Raw genomic sequence first — 20047 nt, forward strand, 5'->3', positions numbered from 1 at the left:
CCGGCGCATTCTTCCCGCTCGCATCGACGGTCCACACCCCGAAGACGGCGCCCCCAAATCCGCCGCTGCCTCCAGGTGCCACCGCCATGGTGACAATCGTCTGGCCGTCGGGCGAGAAACGAGCATCGTTTGCCGAATCAAATAAGCATGGTCCTCCGGTACACACGACGGTCCCTCCGGAAACAGGAGGCGAGCCGATACTGCTGACCTTCGTCGTGCCTGCGGCGGTCCCATCGGTTTGGTAAATGTCAATTACATAGCCATCCCCGTATGGACCTCCCTCATTGCAGAGAAAAGCCAAGTGATCAGGCCTCCACGCAACCTGGTCACAGATATTATTGGTTCCTGTGTACGCGTTTCGCAGTATCGTGGTATAGCCCGTGCCGTCGCCGTTTACTATGGCTACTCCTATAGACTGGCTCTGTGTCAAAATCCAATCCACTACCTTCACTGTGGCAGTTGCGGTCTTCGTAGAATCTGCCGTTGCCGTCGCGGTTACTGTTACGCTTCCCGTGTTGGTATTCGAAGGCGTTAGCACCCCAGTATTCGCGTCGAGTGTAGCGCGATTACTATCTCCCGACCCGGTGAGCACAAGCGAGTAGGCCGTATTAGATGTGCCTGACACCTTTGCCGTACAAACGTAGGTTGATGGAGAGGTTACGCCTATTTGAATCTGTGGAGGACAAGCCAGCGTAATGGCGACACTACTGGCTGGGGGAGCGGGATTTGTGGGGCCGCTTCCGCTGCTCCCCGTGCCTCCTCCACCGCAGCCGGCGATGCACGCACACGCTGCTATGACCCCTAGAAGTTCAACGCGCAGGGTAGTGTTCATGACTAATTGCTCCTTTATCTGCGGACGTGGCCGATGAGGTTGATGATGGCTTGGTATTGGCCGTAGGCATTTTGCGAAGTCCGAAAAGCGGACTGGGTACAAATTGCTATCGTTTCCGATGGGGCCGCCGTCGCGCCATACCAAAGCCGAGTGGCACATAATCAAACTCATGCGTGACACCGGCTCCGGCTTGTCTCGTCTGGCGTCTTATGACCCTCAATCTCAATAGTGGATTACATTAGCCCCTCCAAGCGCCAACCGTCATCATAAAGGCGAAAGTATGCACTGCTGGTCCTCGACGGGTGGTTTTTGATTATTGGTCGAATCTCAGGCGGAAGCTTGCTTGCATCAATGCTCCATTCGAAGGTCACAGATTTTTCACCTTGGCTGATATCTGCTATACCAGTCACCTCGGTGACGACGGGCTTCAATGCCATCCATAACTCGGTAACCTTAGCTCCGCCTGGCTGGTTTGCAAAGAACGCCGTAAAGATCTGCCTACCCTTAGGGGTCAGCCCTATGGATTGTCCTGCGCCAAATATTTGAGATTGACCCACTATCCAGTAGCCCTCAGTCATTCCAGTATTTACTTCGGCGTCGGTCAGCTGGATATCCTCACCTCGGCTCGTGAACTGCTTTGACGCCTCAATGAGGTCCTTCGCCTTTGAGCGTGAAAAGTACGTCTTCGAGTGACAGGCAACTAACGCCGATGCCACCAGCAGGACAACTGCAATCCCCTTGAAGTTCTTCACGTGTGTCTCCTCCTTTTCAGAATGTTAATTTCCTTCCGTAGTCCCAGAAGACCATGCATCATTCCGGTAGGACATTGAGCGAACTCTTTGTCGTTTGCCAGCTCCCGCTGCCCTTTTGCTGTCTTTGCCTCAGCGACCGCCATTGCGTTTCCGATTGATTAGGTCGCCCAGAGTAGTAACCGTTGGCCCGGAAGTCTCAGATCCGTGAACTACTTGTTCAGAGGGATCAGATATCCGAATAGCTGATTCAGGAGTCGTGGGCGTCATACCCGCGGTTTCCTTGACCATCGCTTGGCAGAACAATTGGACTTCCTTGTCCACAAAACTGCCAACCGGCTCAAGGGACCATTCGTTGTACCAGCCGAGGTATGCCGAACCTGAGATGCCGCCGAAAGGCTGCCAGCCTCTGCGAATCGCGTCGTTAACTGCCTCTTGCAGTTTTATCGTGGTTTCGCCAGCGCAAACCAAGTATTCCGCTATCACTTTGCCTCCGCGCAGAGTATCTTTTGCGATTTGCGTTTCGCCCCACGACTATCTGCACCTGGAAGTCTGAGGGCATAAATGGTCCACAGCCGGTCGCGTAAGCCTAAAGCTAAGAGCAGAAGTGTGAACCGCGAATATTGCTCCTTTCATCTGCGTCGCTTTCCCGCTATTGTTAGATTCTTACGCTACAAATCGTAAACAAAACTACTTCAACAAATGCGAGTTGGTCTTAACATGTTAAGAATGTCCCGTAATCCGGGGGATTTCAAGGGCGAAGCCCTTGGTTAGACTTTATTGCTTTTCACTTCCCGTGACTGTTGAATCCGCCAGGACAAACGCTTGGTGGAAATCCCGCCTTGACGCCAGTTACAGCATCCTCAACAAAACTCACTGATATAGGTAGTTTGCAAAAAACTGACCGAGTTGAAACGGCGAGCATAGTCGCCAAGGATCTTTCCGCCCGAAGCTGATCCGCTTTTCCCCAGTCATTTACAAGGTCAATGCTAAAGCAACCGTCGTGTTGGCTAGCATACGTGCAACGTGCCTGCTTGTTATAGCTGATGACGTACTTAGATGTCTTTTCCAGAATGATCCCGCCGTAGTCGTCAGTTCCTTTGGAATACTCGTAGAAATCTGCAACCTGAATCAGCCCATTGTCGCCTTCTATCACGACGGTATCTCTCTTGGCGGCGAGTTGGTCGGTCCCATTAAGGCCGCTGGGCCGGGGACTCGCTACCGCGAGATTGTGGGGCTGCGCACCGCGTGTCAGCTGGCGTAGCCTGTCCGCGACATAAAAGGCAATCGTTTGCTGTCCGCCCGCAATGGCCGATGGACATTGGATGAATGGATGGACATCGCATTGCCCCGAGAGCGAGAAGAATTCCAGGCTGTAACTTTCGCCCGCTATCCGAATTCCAAGGGAAGGTCCCGAGGCTCCTGCACGCTGTTGCGCGCGAAATGTGGATACCTGGGAAGGCGGAGCACTGAAGACCATCGCACCGCTATCTTGTCTTTGCAACGAGACCGCCACGGTGGAGAGTCTCAACACTGCTCGATCGCACCCGACAAGATGATCGGAGCAAGCATTGAACAACACTGCTCCTCCCAGTTGCATTATCTTGTCCCAAGAGGCAAACGATTCTAGGTTGCGGCCTTGGGTCAGCAATGCATCTCCCGATTGCTGGCAATTTGCTATACTGTCGCAGATCGGCGCATTCGCATCCGTCGGCGGTTCTGTCCTGTTCGTGCCGTTCGCTTGATTTGTGTCAGCGTCAGCCGGAGTCGGGCGTGACTGCGATATGCCACCTGAATGATCGCCCTGGGGAGCACTCCCTGTTGCGGTCACCTGGGCCCGAAGCTGCTGGGCTTGCCGGTGGTAGTCGATTTCCTTGTCCCTCCATAATTTCGCCTGAATTGAATACTTTGTTGCGAATATTCCTGCAAGCGGCCCCGATGTTGAACTTTGGGCTTTTTGCTCGAAGGCTTGTGCTTTTACAGCAGCCGCGTTTGCCTGCCGCTCAAAGTCGCTCGCTTGTTGGAGGAGTGAAGTTGCGGAAACGCCAGACTGCGAGGCTGCGGCTGCAGTCGGTCTAACCGGCTGTTTGGATGGCTGTACGGAGGTTTGTCTAAGTTGCTCCGCAGAGAGCATGGCATCAATAACGGGCTGACTTACTCCCGCGGTCTTCAGAGCTATCAGTCCCTGTATCGAGGTGTCGAAGTTGGCGCCATTCACCTTTATCGCGCCAATGATCGTCTGATCAGCGAAGCCAAGTTTCTCCATCTTGATGACGTCGTCGTTTGTTAGGGGTTTACTCGACTGAGCAAACCCGGCCGCAACCGCTATGAACAAAAACAGTACGGAAATTGTTCTTAAGCGCATCTCTCGCCCCCACAACCGCGGTTTCAGTACGCCTGATGTGCAACTTCTATGCGCTACCGTTGTCGCCGCGTTGCGGGTATTTTGTAGCGATGACGGTCTGTGTGATCTTCGTGCCCATTTCGTGGAATTGTGAGCGAACAGCGTTGCCATAGATTGTTCTCCTTGGTCCGATTAGACTCCGGCCAGCGCGCATTCACGGCGGGCATCGACAAGGCGCTGCACAATGTCACAAACCCGAGCTGCCTCCGCCTCGTCGATCACCTGACCGTCGAAGACGGATCGTTTGAATGGGATCTCACTGACTCTGCCTCCGATGTCTGTAAAGCCGACCGTCAGCGTTTTACTAAAGAGTCTCCTTTTGTTGGCCACTATTCTGCATCCTGCCTCTCAATAGAAGTCCACGCTGAGTAGCGCAGCATCTACCAATCCGTCATGCCGGTATTTGGAGTACGTACGCCCTATCAGATACACCCAATGGCATTGGGAGTATGAGTAGGACAAATCCCCCTTTTTTGGCTTTCAACCCCTGCACGTTGATTCGGTACAGACTGCCCTTTCCCGCTTCGATGTTGGCATCTAGGGGAATCTGGTTGTGCTCGTCAAAGTTCTTGCCCAGCGACGCCAGCCAGAATATTTTTGTCTCAGTGATTATTGAGCCTGGCATGTTTACATAGAACTCCTCAACTCTTGAGGTTTTTGGAATTACTGAGAGATTGCGAAAACTGTAAACATCTTCGGCTTCATCATCTTTGCCATAGGCTGTCAGTTCCAATAACCCGTGACTCGTTGAGGCAAACACTCCAATTTGCTGCGGCCCCGGTGCCGCTTTGCATCCGAGGATACACAGCAGGAGAGAACCAAGCGCCATTATGCTTACGGCATTTCTGCATGTCATACACGATCTCCCTCTTTATCTGATGAATCTGGTTGATCAACCGCCGATTTGATCTCTCGGAGCTACTTCCCGGCAAATTCCGAACTAACGAGGTCAAATGTCGTTCCTCTTAGTGCGGTTACACCCTGGCCAGCGTGCATTCGCGGCGGGCATCGACAAGGCGCTGCACAATGTCGCAGACCCGAGCTGCCTCCGCCTCGTCGATCACCTGGCCTTCAATCACGGATCGCTTGAACGGAATTTCGCTCATCCTGCCGCCCATATCGGTAAAGCCGATGGTCAGCGTCTTGTTGAGCACGTAATACAGGATCGCGATTGCGATTCCCAGAATGCCGAAAGTGAAGAACGTGGCAAGACCGAGAACGATGCCGAGGACAATCGCTTCCTTGAGTGGGCGCTTGAACGCGTAGAACATCGAGCACGTGTTTTCCAGTGGGGTCAGAAAATTGAGCGTGCCTTCGAGCGAACCCTTTTGGAAGATGATCTTCTCGCCGCTCACGATGAGCCGGACGGTCGGACTGATACCTAGCGCATTCAGCAGCCAGGCGACTAGCCCTCCCGCCCTTCCCGAGATGTTGACGTAGTTCTGGTCCGCGTCAGGATTGCTTGATGCGGACCAGGATTTGATTACAAACGCCGTTGCAGCCATAGCCTTTCCTTCCTTATGTCACTGCTGCTTGAATTGTTTGCCTACTGGAGCCAGAAGGTGAGAAAACCTCTGCCGGCTGTCCAAGCTCTATGCGCATTGACGACGATGCCGAGGCTGAACTTCAGCGCAGCGGTCTTTTGCAGATTGGGCAGTGTGCTCTCTCGGAAATGAAGATCACTCCGCTATAAACACAGTGCTTGCAGATGAAGTGACCCTTCTCACAAGTCTTGCCGCCGCTTACGTCGTGTTCTTTTCCGCACACATCGCACGTTCTTCTGGACATTCATTCATCTCCTTTAGGTGCATACCGCTGCAGCGCGGGCAATCGATCTCACCATGCCCATGGCAGCGTGGTCACTTCGTGGTGATAACGGCCAGGGTGATCTCCACGCCGCATCTACGACTCGCTGTGGATGAGTCGAACCCTCTTCCGGTATTGACTCCACCCTCCGCCAAATATGCAGTAGAACTCCCCAAAGATCATGAGCACCATGAGAAAGACGCCGAGCATGATCAGCCAAGTGATTGGATTTAGAATTACGAAGCACCCGGTTTTGGACAGCGCCTTTCTCAGACCTGTCCATACTGCCGGAATACCCCAATAGAAGGACCATGCATAGTAGCCGAGTATCAGCGCAGCAATGAGTCCTCCCACGAGCATCTCAACAAGCTCAGAGGCACCGAATCCGGGCTTACCGGCGGATCCGACGAGCATAACAACCGTTTCGACGATTCCGCAGACAAATAAGACGGTGAAAACAATCTTCGAAGTCTTAATCCGCTTCTTGGCTTTTGCTATTGCCGCCTCACGGTCCGCCTGCACCTCGTGCTTTTCAGTCTCGACTTCTCTCAGATGCTGCGCGATGCAGCCTTTGCAGACAATGCTGCTGCCGACTTCCTTCAGACAGTCATGGCAAGCTGCTTTTCCGCATTGGGAACACATTCCCGCCGCATCTTGGTCTGTGTGGTAAAAGCACTTCATTGGACGCTCCTTCTTCCCATTCAAATGGTTTGCGGCAGGGATTCTTCCCCTGCGATGCGCTTCGTTTTGCGGTATTCGTAGATGGCTCCTCCGAACACCCCGTAGGCATAGCCGAACTCAAGGGGGATTATGAAAAAACTGACGGCCAGAATGATCCATCCAAGCCCCGAAGTAAACACCAGAGCCGAGGAATTCTCGAACAATCCCTTCCACCACCTCCATGCAGCCGGTATGCCCCAAAGCGAGGCCCAGATAAGATAGACCGCGGCTATGCCGGAGATCGGCACAGCAAAGGCCTTCACCGCAGGTGGGACGCTCGGATCGCCCGCGAATAGGCCGATCATCGCCGGAACCCCGAGCACGGAAAACGCGGCGGTGAGAATCCAATTTCGCCGGATTCGCCGCTTTGCCTCTTCCCGAAGATTGCGTGTTTCGGTGGCGAGGTCCGCCTCTGTCGTTTCTGTTTCGACCTTTTGCAGCCTTTTGAGCAGACAATCGGTGCAGTAGAAAGCTCCGCCGACCTGCTCAAAGCACGCTTCGCAACCTGGAGAGCCGCACCCGCCACAGGCTGCCGTGCCCGTCCCGTCTAAGTGTCCTGCACAACGCATGAACTCACTCCTTCACACTTGATTCATCGCAAGACTTCCGTCCGCGAGCGTCCACTGGCACACATTGAAATGCTGATCCCTCTCTGGCAGAAGCGCGCCTATCATGATCATGGCCCCACGACAAACCTAAGTAAGCCGTTTGACCAGCTTGCAACAAACAAGACCTGGGGGCTGGTCGGCGCGATAACCAGCCCTGTTCCACTTGCTGCTAGGCCATCCCATGCATACCCGCCGGGATCAATAAGAGTCCATCCCAAACCACTCGTCAGGAGCGAATACCAGGTAACGCCAGCATCCGGCGACCACGCACCAATATTCGGTCCTAAGACATAGTTCTCGCTAGATACGGCAAACACGCTATTCGCAGTACTTGGGTCTGCAACAAGGTTCGGGCCGACAGTGAGGGTCGTCCATGTCTTTCCAAAGTCTGTCGATTTTGCGCCACTGGCTGAATATGCACTGGTTTGTTCAACCGCATAAATTGTGGGCGGGTTCGATTTCGTATCGACAGAAAACGGACAGGTGATAGTTGATTTTGTTTCCGACCACGTGCTTCCATCATCCTCAGAAATCGCAATTCCCACCCCATCGGCGATAAGAAGCGTGTGTGGATTCGCGGGATTTACGGCAATGCAACCACCAACGTCGGTTGATGTTAAGCCGGTATTCACTTCCGAATAGGTCGATCCACCGTCAGTTGACCGCAGTAATCCGATTCCCCCGGCTACCGTTGCGACGAAGATGAGGCCTTGCTGCTTGGGGTGAAAGTTGATACCGGTTATAATCGCAAACCCAGTTGGTGGCGGGGGAAGCGATGAGCTGACATCTTTCCAAGTATTGCCCCCATCATGGCTCGCAATCAAACCTTCTTCCAGTGTGGCGGCCAGTACGTCGGTCGAATCAAAGGGATCGACCGCAATATCCGTGACGCTGTCGCCGTTTCTCAGGTTAGCCCATGTGACCCCGTTATCCGTGCTCTTGAAAATGCCCCCTCCATTTAGGGCACCAAAATACATAGTTGTCGGTGTTTCCGGGTCGACCGCCAGAGTGATACCATTCCATTCGGAGGTTCCCTCGCCCGAATATGACCAAGATTGAGCAGCATTCACCGTTTTATAAATACCAGCTCCTCCGAGAGCCATAAGAAAAGAGCCTGGGCTGGCTGCAAGCGGGATCATGGTGCCCGTTGGACCAGTCAGACTTAGCGAACCCGAAGAACCTCCTGAGGAACCTGCGGTTGGTGTTCCGGCATCGCTCGCCGCGAAGCTGTGACCCCCATCGGTTGATTTGTACGCGGCATGGAACTGAAGCCCATATAGATAAATGACGCTGGCGTTATTCGGGTCGGGAACAACCCGCTCCGCATCCAGTCCGGTAGCAAGCGGTGTCCATGAGCTTCCAGCGTTTGTACTTTCATAAAGGTCGACAACGGTTGAACCGGAGATGCCGGCGAGGAGAAAGATGTTGGACGGAGCCGCTTGATCCACGGCAACATCCCGAATCCCCACGTCACCGCTTGCGATGCCATTTGAACTGGACGTCCACGTCGAGCCGCCATCTGTTGTGATATAGAGCCCGTGGTCTGTTCCGTAATAGACGGTGGACGTGTTCGTCGGGTCCACTTCAATTGGATTGTGGAGAACTGCGGTTGCAGAGCCAGCAGTAATCACGGGGGAAGAGCTGAGCAATGTCCAGGTTGTCCCGCTATCGATAGATTTGACAACCCCGACACCAGCCACGCTCAGATAGATAGTAGCGTAATTCTGAGGATCGATGGCCATACCGCCCACGGCTCCAGATGTCGCTGCCTGTGATGTGGTCCAGGTCGTGCCTCCGTCGAGTGAGATATAGAACCCGGTGTTATTCTTACCCGCCGCATAGAACACCTGTCCCCCATTTACCACAGCGAAATCTGAAATCTGGGAGATGTCCAAGGCCGAGTTTGTAATCATTGCCGTCCATGTCGAACCCGTATCTACGCTTTTCCAAAGCCCGCTGGCACCTTGGTTGAAACCGCCCGCATAGATGGTGTTCGGTGAGCTTGGATTCTCGGCAAGCACCGTGATGCTGCCTCCCCCTGTTGGGCCGGATTCCTGCCATGAACCTGACGGCGGCGTGCGCGTGACATTCAGCATCAGGGTTCCAGATTTGGTTGCATCTTCTGAAGAAGTGGCCGTCACTGTGGCCGAACCAGTTGTACTCGAAGGTGCCGTATATGTGGCGGTGTCCTTTGCGGTAGACGCAATTGTCCCGAGGCTGGCCGTCCAAGCTACCGTCGGGTCAAAGCTGTTTGTCCCTTGAACGGTTGCAGTACATTGGCTTGTTGTGCCCTCGGTTACAGTTGTTGGGCTGCAGGAAACCGCCACAGAGGTGATCGTCGGTGGCGGCGTCACAGTGATAGTTACTGTTCCGGATTTTGTGGAGTCCTGAGTCGAAGTGGCTTTGACAGTGTCCGATCCGGAGGCCGGGACGGTGGCAGGCGCCGTGTATAGCCCAGAGCTTGAGACAGTACCCGATACAGCGGACCAAGTTACGGCCGAACTGTAGCTGCTGGTTCCCGACACCGTAGCTGAACACTGGCTTGTCTGGCCAATTGGGACGCTGGTCTGGGCGCATGAGGCCGTTACCGAGGTGATTGTGGGCGAAGAGCTGCCTCCGCCGGTGCCTCCTCCTCCGCAACCGGAGAGCATACAGCAAACCAAAGCCACGAATACGCGGGAGCGCAGGGCTAAACTCGATGTCCGATGGGAAGACCCTGTTCTCCTGGATGCTCTTAGTCTGTGAGTCACTGGCCCGGCCCCCTATCATGTATTCCGGCCACGGACGGCTCGCCCGAGCGAGCCCCTTGTCGCGGGCACACGCCCGCCCAAGTCGGAAATGTGGTGTTTACTTGCTCATCGGACGCCAAACCGCTATGATTTGCAATAGGCAATAATAGGCATTAGTTGGTTTTTGATGGTATGGCGGCGGAAGCCGCCCGCCAGGGCTCCGAATCTTCCCCACAACTGAGCCTCGGGCAGGGACGAATATGCCGAAGGTATCGACCGCAGTCGAGCGCATCGATGGGTGGAAGGACATTGCCGGCTATCTCGGCAAGGATGTCACCACCGCGATTCGATGGGAGAAGCTGAATGGGCTGCCCATCCATCGTGTTCCCGGAGGCCAGCGGCAGGCCGTCTTCGCCTGGCGGCACGAAATCGACGAGTGGCTGGAAAGCGGCGGCTGCCATGGGGGCAACGGACACCGTCTTTCGGCCATAGTCGAACAGGCGCCACCGGAGTCGCTAGAAACTACTTCACACGCCCACCTTCTGCCCAGCCGAATCTGGCTCCATGAGAACGCCCGGACAATAGGCTGGACGACGGCAGTTGTGGTGTTCTTAGCCGTCGGCGGATTCGCCATACATTCAGTTAAAGCGCCGCTACGGATCGAGTTTACCGGAATTGCTCAACTGACCAGTGACAGTGCCCCGAAATACGGGCTCGTGACCGACGGAAAGGACATCTATTTCGGCGAGAGAAGAGACGGGAGAGTCGTTCTTTCGGAAGTACCCGTCGAAGGCGGTACGATCCGCGCAATTCCGACTCCTTTTGTCAGCGCGATTCCAGAGAGCATCTCGCCGGACGGAACGCAATTGCTGGTTCTTGATCGCGAAGGGGAAGAAGAGGAGCGCACTCTGTGGATTGTCCCGACCGAAGGCGGGGAACCTCGCCGTGCAGGGAAGATATCCTGCCATTCCGCGGCATGGTCACCGGATGGGAAAAGAATCGCGTATGCAACCGGTAACGGCATCTATCTCGCTTCTGACCAAGGGGTCAGTGTTGAGAGGGTTCTAACCGTCACTGGCGTGCCGGAGCTTCTCAACTGGTCCCTTGACGGCAAGCGGCTTCTGTTCGAATTGCGAGATGTAGATCACGGTAAAACTTCTCTCTGGAGATTGTCCCTTGGGGGAGAGGCTGGTTCGCAAAGGGCATTGCCGATCCCCGTTCAGATCGGCTTGAATGAATGCTGCCAGTCGCTCGCAATGTTCGATCTCGCGGGCCGTGCATTTGTATCGGCGGGCAGGTATTCAGACTCCAGAATTTCGTTTCTCGACAAGTCGTGGAACCTATCGGGATCCCGCTTCACTCCAGTCGAATTCCGCGATCAATTGGCCAATATATTTGCACTTGCACTCGATCGAACCACACGGACTCTGTTCGTTCTCAGCGGCGCAACCGGAGGGACCGAACTTCTGCGGTTCAACCCGGCAACGCGGGACTTCTCACCGCTTCTCCCAGGCATTGCGGCAAAAGACGTGAATTTTTCAAGAGACGGGCGGTGGATTGCCTACGTGGGATCGCAAGGCAAGTCGCTTTGGATCAGCAATGCGGATGGGAACCAGAAACGCCAGGTTAATTTTCGGGCGACAGAGATGGAGCTACCTCGTTGGTCGCCTGACGGCCATTGGATCGCAGTAATGGCAAAACTCCCAAACAGACCCTGGCGAATCTTCCTTGTTCCGGCGGCGGGCGGAGACCCCAAAGAAGCTTCGGGGGGAACAGACAACCAGGGTGCCCCGACATGGTCTCCAGACGGCCGATGGCTGATTTATGGGAATGTGAAATGCCAGGAGGTCGGAACCTGCGCCATTCATAAGATCGATCTCTCCACCGGCCAAGTGAGCACATTGCCTGGATCGGGAGGGATGGGTACCGCTCGATGGTCTCCGGACGGCCGTTACGTCGCCGCCCTCTACCCCGAACGACGTCAGGTCTACCTGTTTGATCTCCGGACGGAGCGATGGCGAAAGTTGGCAGATGACGTGAACGGTAACGATCTTAACTGGTCTGCGGATTCGCGATATGTCTACGCCAGCCGGCCCATTGGAGATAAGCCAGAAATCCTCCGCATGTCGCTTAACGACGGAAAAGTAGACTCTGCCGTTGATTTGTCAGCGTTCAACAGGCTGGCCGGGCGAGTTGACACCTGGTTCGGCATGGCCCCCGATGGATCGATTATCTTCATGCGCTGGTTGGATCAGACAGAGGTCTACGCACTGCATTACCAGGAAATGTGAGAGGTCACGGGTCTTCTACTTCATCCAAATTTACAAATGTTTTGGCACGCTAACTTTGCTAGAGACGTGATCCGGTGGGTGGCCCTCAGATTCGTTCGGAAGCTCAAAATTCGACAGCTTCTCTACCTGGCGTAGGAATTGTGCTGGCCTGATGCCAAGCGCAGAACAAATGTCAAATATACTGCGCAACGATGGATTCGTTTTACCCAACTCCAAAAGGCTGATAAAGGCGCGCTCGTAACCGGATCTCGCCGCCAAAGTCTCCTGGCTCCATTTGCGTTCACGCCGATGACGCCGGAGTAGCTGCCCAAAGGCTGACGCCGGATCGAGTTTCGTTTGGGGACGAGCATGGGCAGTCACAACTCCCATGCTCGTCCGCAAGTATATTATGCGCCGCTTATAATACTTGCGGAAGCGCAGCGAACGAATTCTGGCAATGAACCGCTTCCCTAAACCTGTGCCAGTTTGGTCGCGAGTGCGTGGATGGGTTGCTTAAAAGCCGGCTCTTGGAGGAGTTGTGGAACGCCGGCGAATTTGCGAGGGAGAGAAACTGAAATGGTGTGCGAACTCAGCAGTTGTCAACTAAATCCCGCAGCCGGACTCCGAGCGAAACTGCGATACGGTGCAGCTTCACGATGCTGATGTTCCGTACCCCCCGCTCCACGCCGGAGATGAACGTCCAATGAAGTCCAGCCCTCTCCGCCAGTTGTTACTGCGTTAAGCCCAGCGCTTCCCGCCGGTTACGGATTGTCTGTCCCAGGGGCTTCCTGGGATCGGTGATTGGAACGTCCACTCACCGATGCTTTCGGTTTCAGCCTGACGAGTAAATAGCATATAGTCTATATCGTTAAGAAATCTACACCTAAGAATATTTTCTTGCCCGTGATAGCCGAGTTCGCCCCATCCAAGTCGTTGTGACAGTGGTGGTGCTCTGAGCCCGCGATTCCCTGGATTCCGCCGCTTCTTGGCTCTACCTCGCAAGCTATATGGAGGCCAGCGTTGCCGTCCCGCTGGCGCTTCCCGTATAGGCGATCTTGCAATTGGCCTTGAATGATCTGCGTTCGCGCCGCCGTGTTCGCCCCGATCTTCCCTTCAACCAGCGTCCAAGCTGAGGCAGCGAACCCCGCCACCAAAAGTGTCCCCCGAACCGAGGAACCCGTGTATCGAATGCTCGGCCCCATGCCTTCCCGCCAACGGCAATAGCTGCCCTTGTCGAACAGCAACATCAAAAGCCCTTTCTAAGGGGCTCTGCCCGCTCGCGCCCGCAAGGGGTTTCCCCAGTCTTCCGCACTGCGCTGCGCTGCGTTTGTGCAGACCAAGGAGCTTTCCACTCCCGCTGCGCTCCGTTGCAAGCCCTGGGAGATTCCCCTCCCCTTGCAGTTGCTACCCCCGCAGGCGTGGGCCTGGGCCAAGGCGTTGTTGTGTGAACAACAACAGCAAAACCATTTAAGAGCAAAGACAAGGAGTAACACCCATGAGCAGCGCAGCTATCACCACCGCAAATACTGTCAACCCGTCAACTGATAACTCACACCAGCCACAGCAGAAGCAGACCGCGAAAGAAGTAATCGCGGCGAACGTGCAAGCCCTGATCGAGCAGTTGGAGCAGGGACACTCGGAAGGGCTTACCGCCTATCTAACCGCGATGGGCAGATTTCACAATTACAGCTTTGGCAACATCTTGGAGATTGCGCGGCAGAAGCCGGATGCAACCCGTGTTGCTGGCCTGTATGCGTGGAACCAGCTTAAACGGAGAGTCAAGAAGGGAGAGCACGGTATCCGCATTCTTGCCCCGGTTATCGGCATCAAGCGCAAGAAGGATGAAGAGGCCGAGAAGGACATACGCACACAGAATCATGGTGTGTTGGTTGGATTTCGTTCAGCCTATGTCTTTGATGTGAGCCAGACCGACGGCGAAGATCTTCCCGAACTTTCAACCAAGGTAAGCGGCGATGTAGGCGAACGGCGGGAGCGGCTCATTGATTTCGTGATGGCGCAAGGCATTCAGCTTGAGTTCAAGGAGTCTATTGCACCCGCGTTGGGAGCCAGCTACGGCGGAAAGATCGTCTTGCTTCCCGGCCAGTCCACCGCCGAAGAGTTTTCAACCCTCGTGCATGAACTCTCTCACGAAATGCTGCACAAGGCCGACCGTCGCACCGCAACCACGAAGATAGTGCGCGAAACCGAAGCCGAAGCGATTGCCTTTGTAGTCGGAAAGACCATCGGCCTCGACACTGGCAGGGCATCGGCGGATTACATCCACCTGTACCACGGCAACGCGGCCCTCTTGACCGAGAGTTTGGAAGTTATCCAGCGTACCTCGGCCCTCATCCTTTCCGCGCTCGAAACACCGACAGCGGAAGCCGTGCAAGAAGCAGAGCCGGAACTGGCGCAAGCCAGCTAACTCAATCTTTCAGAGGTGGACGGCCTCATGCCGTCCACTCTCCAACCACCGGAACGCCCAACCCGCTCAAGGAGAGCAACTATGAACCCGAACACCACTACCGAATACCGCGACCTTCCCCTTGCCGTCCTCACCGAGTCCGCCACCAACCCCCGCCGCATCTTCGAGAATTCCGCGCTGAAGGAGCTTGCCGAGAGCATCCGCGTTCAGGGAGTGCTTTCGCCCTTGCTTGTGCGGCCTCTGAACGAACGCGGCTTCGAGATTATCGCCGGAGCGCGGCGCTACCGCGCCGCGCAGATGGCCGAGGCCGAGACTGTCCCCGTTCGCATCGTCAACCTTACCGATGCGGAGGCATTGGAGGCGCAGTTAGTCGAGAATTTGATTCGCGCCGATGTGCATCCGATGGAGGAGGCCAACGGTTTCCGCGCCCTTCTCAACTTGGAGGAGCCGAAATACTCTATCGAACAAATCGCCGCCCGAACAGGGAAGACACCTGCGTTCGTAGCATCGAGGCTGAAATTGACCGAGCTTTCGCCGGTTGTGGTCGATGCGTTTTACCGCGAGGAGATCGGCACCGGACACGCGCTGTTACTGGCGAAGCTACAGCCCGCGCAACAGGAAGAGGCGCTCAGTGCTTGCTATCAGGAGCAGTACGGCACCAACAACAAGTCGAAGCGCACTCTGTTACCCGTGCGCCATCTGCAACAGTGGATTGAGCACAACATCCTCTTGGAACTCGCATCCGCGCCATTCTCGAAAACGGATGCACAGCTTGAGCCGGAGGCTGGTTCTTGCATCGATTGCCCAAAGCGCACCGGGCATAACAAGCTGCTCTTCGCAGACATGGGAACAGGGCAGAAAGATTCATGCTCAGACCCGAAATGCTATGCCGCGAAGTTGGACGCGCATATCCGGCAGACCATCGCAGCGAAACCGAAACTGGTACAAATCAGCACCGGCTATGGTCAGCAGAAGGACGGCAGCACCACGCTTCCGCGAAACAAGTATGTTGAGGTCCGACAGGAGAAGCCCAAGACGAAAGAAGAGGCCACACGCCCGGAGTTCAAGACGTGCAAGTACACCACCGAGGCCATTGTCTCCGAAGGCAGCGAGAGGGGCGAAACTCGCACGGTTTGCGCCCAGGCAGATTGCCCGGTGCATCACCCGAAGAAGCACACCAGCACACACGAACCGAAATGGAATGCCGAGGAGCAGAAGCGCCGCCGCGAAGAAGCACTCGCCCAGGCGACCGGACTCCGCACTCTCGCCGCCATCGTCGCAGCGGTTCCAGTGCGGTTGATGAAGCGCGACCTGCTATTCGTGGTCGAGCGGCTGGCGACATTGCTGGACGAACGCCGTCTAGAGATTGTCGCCCGTCAGCGCGGCATCAAGAAGGCAAAGGACAGCGACTCTATCGGGAAGCTGTTTGCAGCCTACCTGCGCCATGCCGAGGAGAGCGCATTGGGTGGTTTGCTGGTAGAAATCACCATCCTACACGCGGCCAGCAAGCAGAACGGCGCACAGGTACTCCGCGACGCCACCACCGCGTACAAGGTGGACGTGGATGCGATCAGCCTCAAGGTCAAGCAGGAGTTCGCAGCGAAGGAGAAGGCCAAGCTGGCGCCTAAGCCGGCAGCAAAAGCAGTACCGCCAAAGGCCAGAAAAACGGCTTGAAGGCAGGAATCAATTCGGGGGTCTGCTTCGGCAGACCTCCATTTTGTGCGCCCGTCTTCCCCCCCTGAAGGTCGCTCCGCAAGACCGGAGCGCCATGGTTTGCCCACCCGACGGGCTTGAAAAATGAACCGGCCGCTCCGAGTTTTCGTAAGATGGCCGCCAATCAAATCAGAGTTTTCATCAAGGCATCTCTGCTTGACGTAGCTCGCGACGTACAGCACGAAACGCCGTGTCGAACTCGGGAAGAGTCTCCATCTGATGACCGAGCCGACTGTTCCATAGAGTTTCGAGCCGTGCTTCCTTGGCAACAATTCGATCTTGTAGACCAGCGATCTCTTTGTTGCGGAAGCGGAGTTTTTCCTCAATTGCGGACAACAGCGGTTGGAGCTCAACTCCGGCGTGGGCTGTGAGAAACCAGAGATCGTAGAGGTCGCGGGGTTCATTCCGTGCCCGGTCTCCAAGGGCGACAACCTTCTCAGTGGCGATTTCGTTCAGGCTGTAGACGGCCACTGCGCGGCCCTCGGGAATGTCGTTGAACTCCTCGTATGCTCGCAAAATCCCCCTTTGCTCGACGGGAAAAAGCACGGTCTCCGCGATAGTGATGTCCACCTTGACTGTATTCGGATTCGGGAGCGGACCTTGATAGCTGAGGTAAAAAGTGTGGCTGTTGACATGGCTCTGCCGGTCTTCCCGATCAAAGGCGAAACGAATCCCGGATGCTTGGGCGACGTGTTGGTAGACCTCCTCTAGGGCGTCGCGGATCTCAGCGAAATCCGCGGGCCGAGCAAGGGTGAAATCGAGATCTTCGGAGAAACGGTAGTCGCCGAAGTAGCAGCGTTTGAGCGCGGTGCCGCCTTTGAATATGAGAAGTTTGCCGAGCTGACTTTGACTCAATCCGGCCAGAAACCATGCCAGACAGTAATCCCGCTCCAACACGGATTCGGGGATACGCCGGCCAGCATGTTCTTTATGCAGCCGGTTCGCCAACAGGGAAAGATTGCGCTGAGGGATCATGTGTGACGAATCGCCTCAAGTTCCTCGGACTCAATGTTAAGCTGCAAACGCCAGCGCGCCTGATACGGGCCGACCTTCGGGAGCGTCGGGTCGAGCCGGTCATAGGTTGAACTGAATGCGGAGCGCAGTTGCGCGAGTTGCTGCGGCGAAGCCATTTTGTAGAGTTCCAGGAGGTATCCAACCCGTCGGGTGAGCGCGCCAGACTGGAAACGCTGCGTGTATTCAAGCAGGCGGGGGATATTGATCTCACTTCTGCTCATCCAGAGAGCCTTGGCAACCTCTGGGACGCCACCGGCGTACTGCGGATGCCGCAAACTGTCGGCGATGGTTCGCTCCCGGTCGCTGACCGTGACGGACTGCTGTTTGGTGATCCAGACCTGCGTGAGTCCGAAGAACTGCTCCGGCTTCACCGCAACGAAGTGGTATTCGTAGCCGTGGATCGTCCGCGACGGTTTGCGGACGGTGGAGCTGACGTAGAGGGTCAGTTGCGGCTGGGTGACCATCCGATGCAACTCCAACGCGGAGGCGTAAGAAAGGAAGTAGTCCTGCCCACCGCATAGTTCTCTGGCGATCACGTAGGGATCGCCGACGTATTCCGTTGCCCGGCCCAGCTCAAACGGAACCAGGTTGTACAGGCCGGGGCGCAGACGAGTGACGACACCCCTCTTTTCGGCTTTGTGGATGAGCGTGCGCGCCGAGGAGCCCCGCAGGCCGGTGATCTCTTCCACGTCCCGGAGGTTGAACGTGGCTTTGCTTCTCTCGTTAAGTTCAACGAAGAGGGCGGAGGTCTGTGGACCGAGCGTCTTGGCGGCGTGACTCTTCATGCGTGATTTGTTCCTTAAAAAGGAACTTGTCAGACATAGAATAGCATGATTCTTCAATTCTGAATTGTTTCCTGCCGAGGAACGTTTTGCGCGCGAAATAGGATCATGGGAGAAGGAAAGCGGCCGTGGGCACAAACCAGACTCAATCTGGGCACACTTTTGGCAATCTACGCAAAAGTGCCAAACCTCTGCCGTTCAGCGGAAAAGGTCGCGGAAAGGTCGAGGGCGAAAAACTGTTCCAGACCTCTGCCGTCCAGCGGAAGAGGTTGGAAAAACCGACGACCTCTGCCTCGTTTGGGCAGAGGTCGCGGTCAAATCAGGTAAAAAAACGTGGGCACGTTAAGGACACAATAACGATGACCAAGGGTGTCTCAGGGTGCTAAAACGGGCCATCCGTGCCCCCTGATTACTTGCAGTTACGAGTTGTCTCTTCACTGTCACGGCACCCTTTGCGTCGGGCAACCACTACAATGCGATCACGAGCCGCTCTGAGGCTGACGCCGTGGCCTCCGGGGAGAGATGCGCGTAGCGTGCGGCCATGTTGATTGTCTTGTGTCCAGCCAGCACCTGTATCTCCTTCGTGCTCACTCCGGCCATCGCCAGCCAAGAGCAAAATGTGTGCCGGTTGTTGTGCCAAGTGTAGTCGGCGATCCTCGCCTCCACCAAGGCAGGTGCGAACCACCAGCGACAATCTGAGCTGGGTCCGGGACGCGGGAATACCATGTCCTCCGATTCATGCGGGACAGCCGCTTGTTGGCCTAGCAGCGCGTCCAGAGTCACCGAGTTTAGCGGTACGTTTCTCGCCGATCCGTTTTTGGTGGTTGTCAGCCGGACTACTTTACGTTTGAGGTCTACTTGCGCCCATGTGAGAGAGTATTGTTCTCCCCACCGCATCCCGGTATACACGGACACGACGAACGCCGGTACTTGGTCGGGATTGTCACGCTCGACGATGTCCAGCAGCTTCTTGTATTCGTCCCGGCTCAGGAAGCGTAGACGAGCATTGTTCTCCGTCCGCATCCGCACGAGCCGGGCCGGATTGACTGTCACCTTCCCGTTTTCCGCGCCCAGCCGGTAGGCAAGGGAAATGTACGCTCTGTAGCGGTTGGCCGTGGCTGGTGTCTTGCAGTGCTTCGTCAGGAACTTGTCAAGCTCTTGCGGCGTAATCTCAGCCGCTGGCCGATCCCCGAACGGCTCCCGGAGCACCAAGTCCTTAGCCTTGTAGTCGTGGATTGTCTTGAGGTGAGTCTCAGCGTGGTGGACGGCCATGGCGGACAGGTGCCCGAATGTCACGACCCTCCCCGGCACCAATTCCGGCAGCTTGACCCCTCTGCGTGCATCCGCCTTGCGCTTCTGGTAAAGGGCAATCGCGTCACCCCTCCGACCAGCCTTCTCACGGTGCTGCTTGCCACCGGCATAATAGTTGATCCACCAGCACCCGCTTCCCGCCGGCCGCTCAAAGATGCCCCTGATTTGCTTCTCTTCCTTTTTCATTCTCCCTCTCCATGGTGCATGTTTTGGTGCACGTTTTTTGTGGTGCCTGTTTCTGATGACTGAGACTATATACCGATCAGTCGTAACATGCACCAACGGAGGAGGGGGATATTCCGGTGCCTGTTGTCCGGCCAAACATGCACCAGAACATGCACCAGCAGCAAAAAGGCCATCTGGGCTTGATCCTCAGGCGGCCTCTAACTTCTTGGTTTTATTGGCTTTAAATGGTGCGCCCGGAGAGATTCGAACTCCCGGCCTACTGATTCGTAGTCAGTCGCTCTATCCAGCTGAGCTACGGGCGCACGCGGGGTTCAGGATGAACCTGAATCAGAGTATCAAGGATCGCGGGCACACGCAATCGGCCGGCGCGCCCCGAAAAGGCGCTGAAGCAGCCGTGCGCTATGCCTTTGCCGGTTCGGCTGCGGGCTCGGGTGCGGGTGGCGGCGGAATCAGCGGCAGTTCCTCCACGATCTCGAGCCCCGAACGCCGGAGCAGGCC

Annotated in this window: 17 protein-coding genes and 1 tRNA gene; 4 read left to right on the forward strand and 14 right to left on the reverse strand. The window is 55.8% G+C overall.

The genetic code is table 11. The features are described 5' to 3' along the window. Positions 1–1065 precede the first annotated feature (1065 nt). The 8 genes from VMU57_RS01610 to VMU57_RS01645 all read right to left on the reverse strand — a co-directional run bounded on the left by VMU57_RS01610 (position 1066) and on the right by VMU57_RS01645 (position 9215). On the reverse strand, positions 1066–1584 hold the full coding sequence (locus VMU57_RS01610) for a hypothetical protein (protein WP_325380124.1): 519 nt from the start codon (positions 1582–1584) through the stop codon (positions 1066–1068). Positions 1585–2368: 784 nt separating this feature from the next. Next, a complete protein-coding gene (locus VMU57_RS01615) occupies positions 2369–3946 on the reverse strand; it encodes a hypothetical protein (protein ID WP_325380126.1) in 1578 nt (525 codons plus the stop codon). A gap of 171 nt (positions 3947–4117) precedes the next feature. Then, positions 4118–4315: a hypothetical protein gene (locus tag VMU57_RS01620; RefSeq protein ID WP_325380128.1), complete on the reverse strand. Its 198-nt coding sequence runs from the start codon at positions 4313–4315 to the stop codon at positions 4118–4120. A 61-nt stretch (positions 4316–4376) separates the two neighbouring features. Continuing rightward, positions 4377–4841, reverse strand: a complete 465-nt coding sequence (locus VMU57_RS01625) for a hypothetical protein (protein WP_325380130.1) — start codon at positions 4839–4841, stop codon at positions 4377–4379. Between the two features lie 118 nt (positions 4842–4959). Beyond that, entirely contained in the window at positions 4960–5490 is a 531-nt protein-coding gene (locus VMU57_RS01630) for a hypothetical protein (RefSeq protein ID WP_325380132.1), read from the reverse strand. A gap of 397 nt (positions 5491–5887) precedes the next feature. Then, positions 5888–6472, reverse strand: coding sequence for a hypothetical protein (locus VMU57_RS01635; protein ID WP_325380134.1), 585 nt, complete (start codon positions 6470–6472; stop codon positions 5888–5890). Between the two features lie 20 nt (positions 6473–6492). Further along, the gene (locus VMU57_RS01640; RefSeq protein ID WP_325380135.1) at positions 6493–7080 is read right to left on the reverse strand and encodes a hypothetical protein; all 588 of its coding nucleotides are present in this window, start codon (positions 7078–7080) and stop codon (positions 6493–6495) included. 107 nt (positions 7081–7187) lie between these two features. Further along, the gene (locus VMU57_RS01645; protein WP_325380137.1) at positions 7188–9215 is read right to left on the reverse strand and encodes a hypothetical protein; all 2028 of its coding nucleotides are present in this window, start codon (positions 9213–9215) and stop codon (positions 7188–7190) included. 893 nt (positions 9216–10108) lie between these two features. On the opposite strand from VMU57_RS01645, the gene VMU57_RS01650 reads away from it, so the two are divergent. Next, a complete protein-coding gene (locus tag VMU57_RS01650) occupies positions 10109–12139 on the forward strand; it encodes a hypothetical protein (RefSeq protein WP_325380139.1) in 2031 nt (676 codons plus the stop codon). A gap of 30 nt (positions 12140–12169) precedes the next feature. Here the strand turns inward: VMU57_RS01650 and VMU57_RS22910 are convergent, their stop codons facing one another. Together VMU57_RS22910 and VMU57_RS22915 are read right to left on the reverse strand one after the other, a co-directional pair. Then, positions 12170–12508 (reverse strand): helix-turn-helix domain-containing protein, encoded by a 339-nt coding sequence (locus tag VMU57_RS22910; RefSeq protein WP_414648588.1) that lies wholly within the window; start codon positions 12506–12508, stop codon positions 12170–12172. Positions 12509–12707: 199 nt separating this feature from the next. Continuing rightward, positions 12708–12845: a helix-turn-helix domain-containing protein gene (locus tag VMU57_RS22915; protein WP_414648589.1), complete on the reverse strand. Its 138-nt coding sequence runs from the start codon at positions 12843–12845 to the stop codon at positions 12708–12710. Between the two features lie 768 nt (positions 12846–13613). On the opposite strand from VMU57_RS22915, the gene VMU57_RS01655 reads away from it, so the two are divergent. Together VMU57_RS01655 and VMU57_RS01660 are read left to right on the forward strand one after the other, a co-directional pair. Further along, the gene (locus VMU57_RS01655; RefSeq protein WP_325380141.1) at positions 13614–14543 is read left to right on the forward strand and encodes an ArdC family protein; all 930 of its coding nucleotides are present in this window, start codon (positions 13614–13616) and stop codon (positions 14541–14543) included. Positions 14544–14624: 81 nt separating this feature from the next. After that, positions 14625–16217, forward strand: a complete 1593-nt coding sequence (locus VMU57_RS01660; protein ID WP_325380143.1) for a ParB/RepB/Spo0J family partition protein — start codon at positions 14625–14627, stop codon at positions 16215–16217. Between the two features lie 180 nt (positions 16218–16397). On the opposite strand, the gene VMU57_RS01665 is transcribed toward VMU57_RS01660, so the two are convergent. The 4 genes from VMU57_RS01665 to VMU57_RS01680 form a co-directional block, all read right to left on the reverse strand. Then, entirely contained in the window at positions 16398–17231 is an 834-nt protein-coding gene (locus tag VMU57_RS01665; RefSeq protein WP_325380145.1) for a nucleotidyl transferase AbiEii/AbiGii toxin family protein, read from the reverse strand. Beyond that, on the reverse strand, positions 17228–18055 hold the full coding sequence (locus VMU57_RS01670) for a hypothetical protein (RefSeq protein WP_325380146.1): 828 nt from the start codon (positions 18053–18055) through the stop codon (positions 17228–17230). Before VMU57_RS01670 ends, VMU57_RS01665 begins: the two co-directional genes overlap by 4 nt. A 465-nt stretch (positions 18056–18520) precedes the next feature. Continuing rightward, entirely contained in the window at positions 18521–19549 is a 1029-nt protein-coding gene (locus VMU57_RS01675) for a site-specific integrase (RefSeq protein ID WP_325380148.1), read from the reverse strand. A 225-nt stretch (positions 19550–19774) separates the two neighbouring features. Continuing rightward, positions 19775–19851, reverse strand: a tRNA-Arg gene (locus VMU57_RS01680). A 14-nt stretch (positions 19852–19865) separates the two neighbouring features. Between VMU57_RS01680 and VMU57_RS01685 the strand changes: the two genes are divergently transcribed. After that, positions 19866–20047, forward strand: a 182-nt coding sequence (locus tag VMU57_RS01685) for a hypothetical protein (protein ID WP_325380150.1), incomplete at its 3' end; no start/stop codon positions are given.

This window comes from Edaphobacter sp., from assembly GCF_035532915.1.
Classification (GTDB): Bacteria; Acidobacteriota; Terriglobia; order Terriglobales; family Acidobacteriaceae; genus Edaphobacter.

What these genes read in the sequence shown, in the direction of transcription:
- VMU57_RS01615 (WP_325380126.1), bottom strand. Translation starts at nt 3,946, where the DNA reads ATGCGCTTAAGAACAATTTCCGTACTGTTTTTGTTCATAGCGGTTGCG.
- VMU57_RS01625 (WP_325380130.1), bottom strand. Translation starts at nt 4,841, where the DNA reads ATGACATGCAGAAATGCCGTAAGCATAATGGCGCTTGGTTCTCTCCTG.
- VMU57_RS01630 (WP_325380132.1), bottom strand. Translation starts at nt 5,490, where the DNA reads ATGGCTGCAACGGCGTTTGTAATCAAATCCTGGTCCGCATCAAGCAAT.
- VMU57_RS01635 (WP_325380134.1), bottom strand. Translation starts at nt 6,472, where the DNA reads ATGAAGTGCTTTTACCACACAGACCAAGATGCGGCGGGAATGTGTTCC.
- VMU57_RS01640 (WP_325380135.1), bottom strand. Translation starts at nt 7,080, where the DNA reads ATGCGTTGTGCAGGACACTTAGACGGGACGGGCACGGCAGCCTGTGGC.
- VMU57_RS01645 (WP_325380137.1), bottom strand. Translation starts at nt 9,215, where the DNA reads ATGCTGAATGTCACGCGCACGCCGCCGTCAGGTTCATGGCAGGAATCC.
- VMU57_RS01650 (WP_325380139.1), top strand. Translation starts at nt 10,109, where the DNA reads ATGCCGAAGGTATCGACCGCAGTCGAGCGCATCGATGGGTGGAAGGAC.
- VMU57_RS22910 (WP_414648588.1), bottom strand. Translation starts at nt 12,508, where the DNA reads ATGGGAGTTGTGACTGCCCATGCTCGTCCCCAAACGAAACTCGATCCG.
- VMU57_RS01655 (WP_325380141.1), top strand. Translation starts at nt 13,614, where the DNA reads ATGAGCAGCGCAGCTATCACCACCGCAAATACTGTCAACCCGTCAACT.
- VMU57_RS01660 (WP_325380143.1), top strand. Translation starts at nt 14,625, where the DNA reads ATGAACCCGAACACCACTACCGAATACCGCGACCTTCCCCTTGCCGTC.
- VMU57_RS01665 (WP_325380145.1), bottom strand. Translation starts at nt 17,231, where the DNA reads ATGATCCCTCAGCGCAATCTTTCCCTGTTGGCGAACCGGCTGCATAAA.
- VMU57_RS01670 (WP_325380146.1), bottom strand. Translation starts at nt 18,055, where the DNA reads ATGAAGAGTCACGCCGCCAAGACGCTCGGTCCACAGACCTCCGCCCTC.
- VMU57_RS01675 (WP_325380148.1), bottom strand. Translation starts at nt 19,549, where the DNA reads ATGAAAAAGGAAGAGAAGCAAATCAGGGGCATCTTTGAGCGGCCGGCG.